The sequence below is a fragment of the Methylobacterium symbioticum genome (genome assembly GCF_902141845.1).
GTDB lineage: Bacteria > Pseudomonadota > Alphaproteobacteria > Rhizobiales > Beijerinckiaceae > Methylobacterium > Methylobacterium symbioticum.
Window position 1 is genome coordinate 21,193 of record NZ_CABFPH010000070.1, and the last position, 6,089, is coordinate 27,281.

Annotated in this window: 4 protein-coding genes; 1 reads left to right on the forward strand and 3 read right to left on the reverse strand. The window is 70.3% G+C overall.

Annotated elements, in window-relative coordinates:
• Positions 1 to 75 precede the first annotated feature (75 nt).
• Complete coding sequence (locus MET9862_RS20155) at positions 76 to 843, forward strand: Bax inhibitor-1/YccA family protein (RefSeq protein ID WP_142584660.1); 768 nt, start codon at positions 76 to 78, stop codon at positions 841 to 843.
• Between the two features lie 303 nt (positions 844 to 1,146).
• On the opposite strand, the gene xth is transcribed toward MET9862_RS20155, so the two are convergent.
• The 3 genes from xth to MET9862_RS20170 all read right to left on the reverse strand — a co-directional run bounded on the left by xth (position 1,147) and on the right by MET9862_RS20170 (position 5,962).
• Positions 1,147 to 1,956 (reverse strand): exodeoxyribonuclease III, encoded by an 810-nt coding sequence (gene xth / locus MET9862_RS20160; RefSeq protein ID WP_142584661.1) that lies wholly within the window; start codon positions 1,954 to 1,956, stop codon positions 1,147 to 1,149.
• A 224-nt stretch (positions 1,957 to 2,180) separates the two neighbouring features.
• Positions 2,181 to 3,158: an outer-membrane lipoprotein carrier protein LolA gene (locus MET9862_RS20165; protein WP_142584662.1), complete on the reverse strand. Its 978-nt coding sequence runs from the start codon at positions 3,156 to 3,158 to the stop codon at positions 2,181 to 2,183.
• A gap of 164 nt (positions 3,159 to 3,322) precedes the next feature.
• Positions 3,323 to 5,962, reverse strand: coding sequence for a DNA translocase FtsK (locus MET9862_RS20170; protein ID WP_438616637.1), 2,640 nt, complete (start codon positions 5,960 to 5,962; stop codon positions 3,323 to 3,325).
• Between the last annotated feature and the right edge of the window lie 127 nt (positions 5,963 to 6,089).

The window sequence follows — 6,089 nt, forward strand, 5'->3', positions numbered from 1 at the left end:
GGCGCTCGTCGGCGCCAGGGGCTCATGCGGGCCTCATCTGACACACGCTGAGAGAGCATCCTCAAGGGAACTCCCATGGCTTTCGAGAACAGTCCCTTCCGGTACGGCGCCCAGGCGCCCGGATACGCCGGCACGCAGGTCGAGGTTGACCAGGGCCTGCGCAGCTTCATGCTCGGCGTCTACAACAACATGGTCGTCGGGCTGGGCATCTCCGGCCTCGTCGCGCTCGGCCTGAACATGGCCGCCACGGCCACCACCGCGACGGGACAGCTGGCGCTGACCCCGTTCGGCCAGACCCTCTACAACACCCCCCTCAAGTGGGTGCTGATGTTCGCCCCCCTCGTGTTCATCTTCGTCTTCTCGATGCGGATGGACCGGATGTCGGCCTCGTCCGCGCGGACGATGTTCTTCGCCTTCGCGGCGGTGATGGGCGCGTCGATGTCGACGCTGCTCCTCGTCTTCACGGGCGCGAGCGTGGTGCGGGTGTTCTTCATCACCGCGGCGACCTTCGGTGGCCTGAGCCTCTACGGCTACACCACCAAGCGCAGCCTCTCGGGGATGGGCTCGTTCCTGATCATGGGCCTGATCGGCCTGATCATCGCCTCGCTGGTCAACATTTTCCTGGCCTCGAGCGCGCTGCAGTTCGCGATCTCGGTGCTCGGCGTGCTGATCTTCGCGGGGCTCACCGCCTACGACACGCAGAAGCTGAAGGAGATGTATCTCTACAGCGGCTTCGATGCCGAGGGCGCGGCCAAGATGTCGGTCAACGGCGCGCTGACGCTGTACCTCGACTTCATCAACATGTTCCAGTTCCTGCTCTCGCTCATCGGCGACCGCCGCTGATCCGGAACTGAGACTGAAACAGGAAAGGCCCCGGCGGCGACGCCGGGGCCTTTCTCGTTTGGGGCGCCCTCGCTCCGAACCGGTATCCGCTTCGGCCTGGGAGCGCTCTCGGCTCCGCGCCGGGGCGCGTGGCCGAGCGGCGGTCAGTAGGGCCGGGTGCGCTGGTGCGGAGTGCCGTAGCGGCGGCGCAGCCAGGCGACGACGCGCGGCAGAACGAGGGCGAGCAGGATCTTGCGCAACGGGAGCCTCATCAAGCGTTCGTGATGAAAGGCCAATGCGGGACGGAGCCTTCCGTTCCGCTCCCTACACCTCCAGGGCGAGGGTCACCGGCACGTGGTCGGAGGGACGCTCCCAGCCGCGCGTCTCGCGGGAGACGGTGACGCCGCGGACCGTGCCGGCGAGGTCCGGCGAGACCCAGGCATGGTCGAGCCGTCGCCCCTTGTTGGCGAGCTCCCAGTTCGGCGAGCGGTAGCTCCACCACGTGTAGATCTTCTCGGGCTCCGGGGTCAGCAGCCGGGCGGTGTCGATCCAGCCGGCCTCGCCGCGCAGAGTCTCGAGGGCCTCGGTCTCGACGGGGGTGTGGCTCACCACGTCGAGGAGTTGCTTGTGCGACCAGACGTCGTGCTCCAGCGGCGCCACGTTGAGGTCGCCGACGAGGATGGCCGGCCCCGCGGCGCGCTTGCCCCCCCAGGCGCGCAGCTCCTGCAGGAAGTCGAGCTTGTGCGCGAATTTCGGGTTCAGCCCCCGATCCGGCACGTCGCCACCGGCCGGCACGTAGAAATCGTGCAGCACGATCCCCGCGGCCGGTCCCGCCTCCTTGCCCAGCACCGCCGAGATGTGGCGCGCGTCGGCCCGCTCGCAGAAGCCCATCACGGCCGGATCGAGAAGAGGAAAGCGGGAGAGGATCGCGACGCCGTTATAGCCCTTCTGGCCGGCGAAGACGACGTGCTCGTAGCCCGAGCCCTTGAGCGCCTTCAGCGGAAACACCTCGTCCGGGCATTTCGTCTCCTGAAGGCAGAGCACGTCCGGGCGGCTCTCCGCGAGGAAGCGCAGCACGGAATCGATGCGCAGACGCACCGAGTTGATGTTCCAGGTGGAGACGGTGAGGCGCACGGGAAGGTTCTACGGTTGAGGGCTAAAAGGAGATCCGGGCCGCGCCAGACTCCCTCTCCCGTTCGGGAGAGGGTTGGGGTGAGGGTGGAGAACGCGCCGGAGAGGTCGCGACGGCGCCACTGCTCCGTCTCCGCTCCTTCCTGAAAGGTCTCGACCCTCACCCTGTCCCTCTCCCGATCGGGAGAGGGGCCCTGCGCCATGTCCTGAAGGTCCGGTGCGATGTCTCAGGGGTTCTGCGACTGCTTGATGCGCTCGGCCATCGCCTTGTCCTCGGGCCGGCCGTAATTGATGAAGAACAGCGTCGAATCGACCGGCTTGCCCTTCTGCAGGTTCGAGAGCTGAACCGTGGTCAGGTAGCCCTGCGGATCGGTGATCCGCCACTGCGACAGGGTCTTCACCTCGGCGTCGAAGTAGAGCTGGATCTTCGAGGTGCCGCCCAGCGTCGCGCGGTCCTCCAGCGCGATGCGCACGCCGCCCGGATCGTTGGTCACCTCGGTCACGGTGAGGTCGCGGGCGAGATCGATCTTCTCGCGCAGCAGGAATTTCAGCGGCGTCTGGGCGATGAAGTAGGTGTCCTGCGTGGACAGCTTGCGGTCGCGTACGGCCACCGAGGTGCCGTCGGCCACCACCTCCAGCGGCGAGGGCTGATCGTAGTCGAAGCGCAGGCGTCCGGGCTTGGCGATGGTGAGCTTGCCGCCGATGCGGCGCCCGTCGGCCGCGATCTGCATGAAGTTGCCGGTCAGCGTGGTCAGCCCGTTGAAATAGGCGTTGGCCTGGGCGAGCACCGTCGCCGGGTCGGCGGGCTCCAGGCTCGCGGCCACGGCGGCGGGCGCCCCGACGGCGGCGACCCTGGCCTCCGGCTGAGCCTTCTCCGCGCTCCTCTCGGGGCCCGCATGCTTGCCGCCCTTGATGCTGCCGGTGCGCGCATCGGCCGGCTTCTCGGCGGTCTTCGCCTCCTTGCCGGAATCCTTGGCGGCGTCCTTGCCCTCCTTCTTCGGGGTGGCCGCCTTCTTCGGTGCGGGCGCGGGCGCTACGGGAGCGGGGGCGGCCTCGGGCTCGGCGGCCGGGGCCGGCTGCTCCTTCTTGCCCCCGAACAGGCTGTCGAGGAAGGCGCCGACCTGCGCCTCGGCAGGCACGGGGGCGAGCCAGGCCGCGAGGACGAGGAGCGAACCGGCGACGGGGCTGGTGCGGCGGCCGTTCATCGTGGGCGATCTCCTGGGGGTCCGGGCGGGCCGCTTGCGTCGAGGACTTGAGGTCGGGGTCTTGGCGCCAGGGTCTTGGCGTCGGGGCTTCGAGTCCCGCTTAGAGCCCTGCCCTGTGGCGAAGATGCGACGCCGGCCCGCGACGGGGCCGGCGCCAGACGAACTCAATCGTCGTCGTACATCGCCGAGCCCATGGCCGAGCTGGCATGGTGGCCGCCATCGACGAGGATCTCGCGCTTGCCGGCATGGTTGGCCGGGCCGACGATGCCCTCGATCTCCATCCGCTCCATCAGCGAGGCGGCCCGGTTGTAGCCGATCTGCAGGCGGCGCTGGATGTAGCTGGTCGAGGCCTTCTGGTCGCGCAGCACCACCTGGACCGCCTGCTCGTAGAGGTCGCCGGCCTCGCCACCGACCGAGGCCGCGAAGGCACCGACGTCGAAGACCGGGGCCTCCTCCTCGCGCTCCTCCGGAGGCGGCGCCTTGGCGCCGCGGCTGCCCTTGGCCGGAGCCTCCTCCGAGGCCTCGTCGGCGGTGACGGCGTCGAGATAAGCGGGTCGGCCCTGGCGCTTGAGATGGGCCACCACGCTCTCGACCTCGGCATCCGAGCAGAACGGCCCGTGCACGCGCGTCGTCCGCCCGCCCCCGGCCATGAACAGCATGTCGCCCTGCCCGAGCAGCTGCTCCGCGCCCATCTCGCCCAGAATGGTGCGCGAATCGATCTTGCTGGTGACCTGGAAGCTGATCCGCGTCGGGAAGTTCGCCTTGATCGTGCCGGTGATCACGTCGACCGAGGGGCGCTGGGTCGCCATGATCAGGTGGATGCCCGCCGCCCGCGCCATCTGCGCCAGCCGCTGGATCGCCCCCTCGATGTCCTTGCCCGCCACCATCATCAGGTCGGCCATCTCGTCGACCACGATCACGATGTAGGGCAGCGGGCTGAGGTCCATCGCCTCGTCCTCGTACACCGCCTCGCCCGTCTGACGGTCGAACCCGGTCTGGACGGTGCGGGTGATGGTCTCGCCGCGCTCGCGGGCCTCCTTCATCCGGGCGTTGTAGCCGTCGATGTTTCGGACGGCGATCTTGGACATCTTCTTGTAGCGCTCCTCCATCTCGCGCACGGCCCATTTGAGGGCGATGACCGCCTTCTTCGGGTCGATGACCACGGGGGAGAGCAGGTGCGGGATGCCGTCATAGACGGACAGCTCCAGCATCTTGGGATCGACCATGATCAGGCGGCACTCCTCGGGCTTGAGCCGGTAGAGGAGCGAGAGGATCATGGTGTTGATGGCCACCGACTTGCCGGAGCCGGTGGTGCCGGCCACCAGCAGGTGGGGCATGCGGGCGAGGTCGGCGATGATCGGCTCGCCGCCGATGTTCTTGCCCAGGCACAAAGCCAGCTTGTGCTTGGTCTCGGCGAAATCCGGCGCCGAGAGAAGCTCGCGCAGATAGACCGTCTCGCGGGTCTCGTTCGGCAACTCGATGCCGATGACGTTGCGGCCGGGCACCACGGCGACGCGGGCCGAGACCGCCGACATCGAACGGGCGATGTCGTCCGACAGGCCGATGACGCGGCTCGACTTGGTGCCGGGGGCGGGTTCGAGCTCGTAGAGGGTGACGACCGGGCCGGGGCGAACGGCGAGGATGTCGCCGCGCACCCCGAAATCCTGGACCGTCTGCTGCAGGTTGAGGGCGTTCTGCTCCAGCACGTCGGCATCGACCTCGGCACTGGCACCGGGGGCGGGCAGGGCGAGAAGCTCGAGGGAGGGCAGCGTGTAATCGGCGTTGGCGAAGGCCGCGACCTCGAGATGGCGGCCGGCCGGGATCAGGTGTGGGCGCACCACGGCCGGCAGGTTCGCCGGGGCCGGGGCGGCCAGGGGCGCGGCGGCCTCCTCCGGCTCCGCAGCCGCGACGGGCTCCGGCTCGGTATCGAGGAGGACGTCGGCCGCCTCCGCGACAGGCTCGCCATCGGACGGGGCGGGCTCGGCGGCCCGTCCGCGCAGCAGCACGGGACGGGACGGGATCGGCACCACGACCGGCGCGGGCGCCGCAACAGGGGCCGCAACGGGCGCGGGGACGACCGCCTCGGCCGCCGCGAAGCGCGCCGCAGGGACAGTCATGGGAGCCTGCGGCGGGAAGGGCTCGGCAGCCGGCTCGCGCGCGGGTCGGATGGCGGCGCGAGCGGCCATGGCCGAGAGGACCGGCCGCAATGGGCGCGGTACCTCGGGCGCGGCGGCAGGGGAGGGGAGAGGCCCGGCGACGGCAGGCGCCTCGAAGACCGGCTCCGGAAGCGGCTCGGAGACCGCCTCGGAAGCCGCCTCGGCCGTGCCGAAGACGAGGGAGAGCGTGGGACGCGGCGGCAGGAAGGCGGACGCGGCCTCCGCGGCGGCGCGGGCGGCGGCGTTGTCCTGCAGGTCGGCCGGGCGCGGCGGCATGTCGAAGCGCACCAGCCGGTCGAGCACGTAGACCGGCTTCGGCGGCAGCGAGCGCAGGTGCGAGATGTCGACCGGCAGCGAGACGTAGGGCTCCGCCTCGGCTGCGGGGGCCGCGGGAACCTCGGCGATATCGGCCGCGGGCGCCTCGGGATGCTCCAGGCCGGCCCAGACCTCGACGGAGGAGAGGTCGTCCTCGCCGAACCACGGTTGCACCGCCGACCATTCGGGCAGGTCGGAGAAGTCGGCCGGCTCGGGAGCCGGCGCGGGGAGGGGGGCCTCGTCGGGATGGGCCGACCCGGTCGGCATCTCGACCGCGGGACGGGCGGGACGGCGGTCCGGGGTGCGGAAGTAGCGCACGCCGGGGGGCGCCACGAAGGGCTGGCGCCAGAGGGGCAGGGCCGGTCGGCGACATGGCGATCTGCGTCGGCCCGCCCGATGTGATCGTCCAGGGCTCGCCGACCGTGCTGATCGGCGGCCAGATGGCGGCGCGGATCGGCGA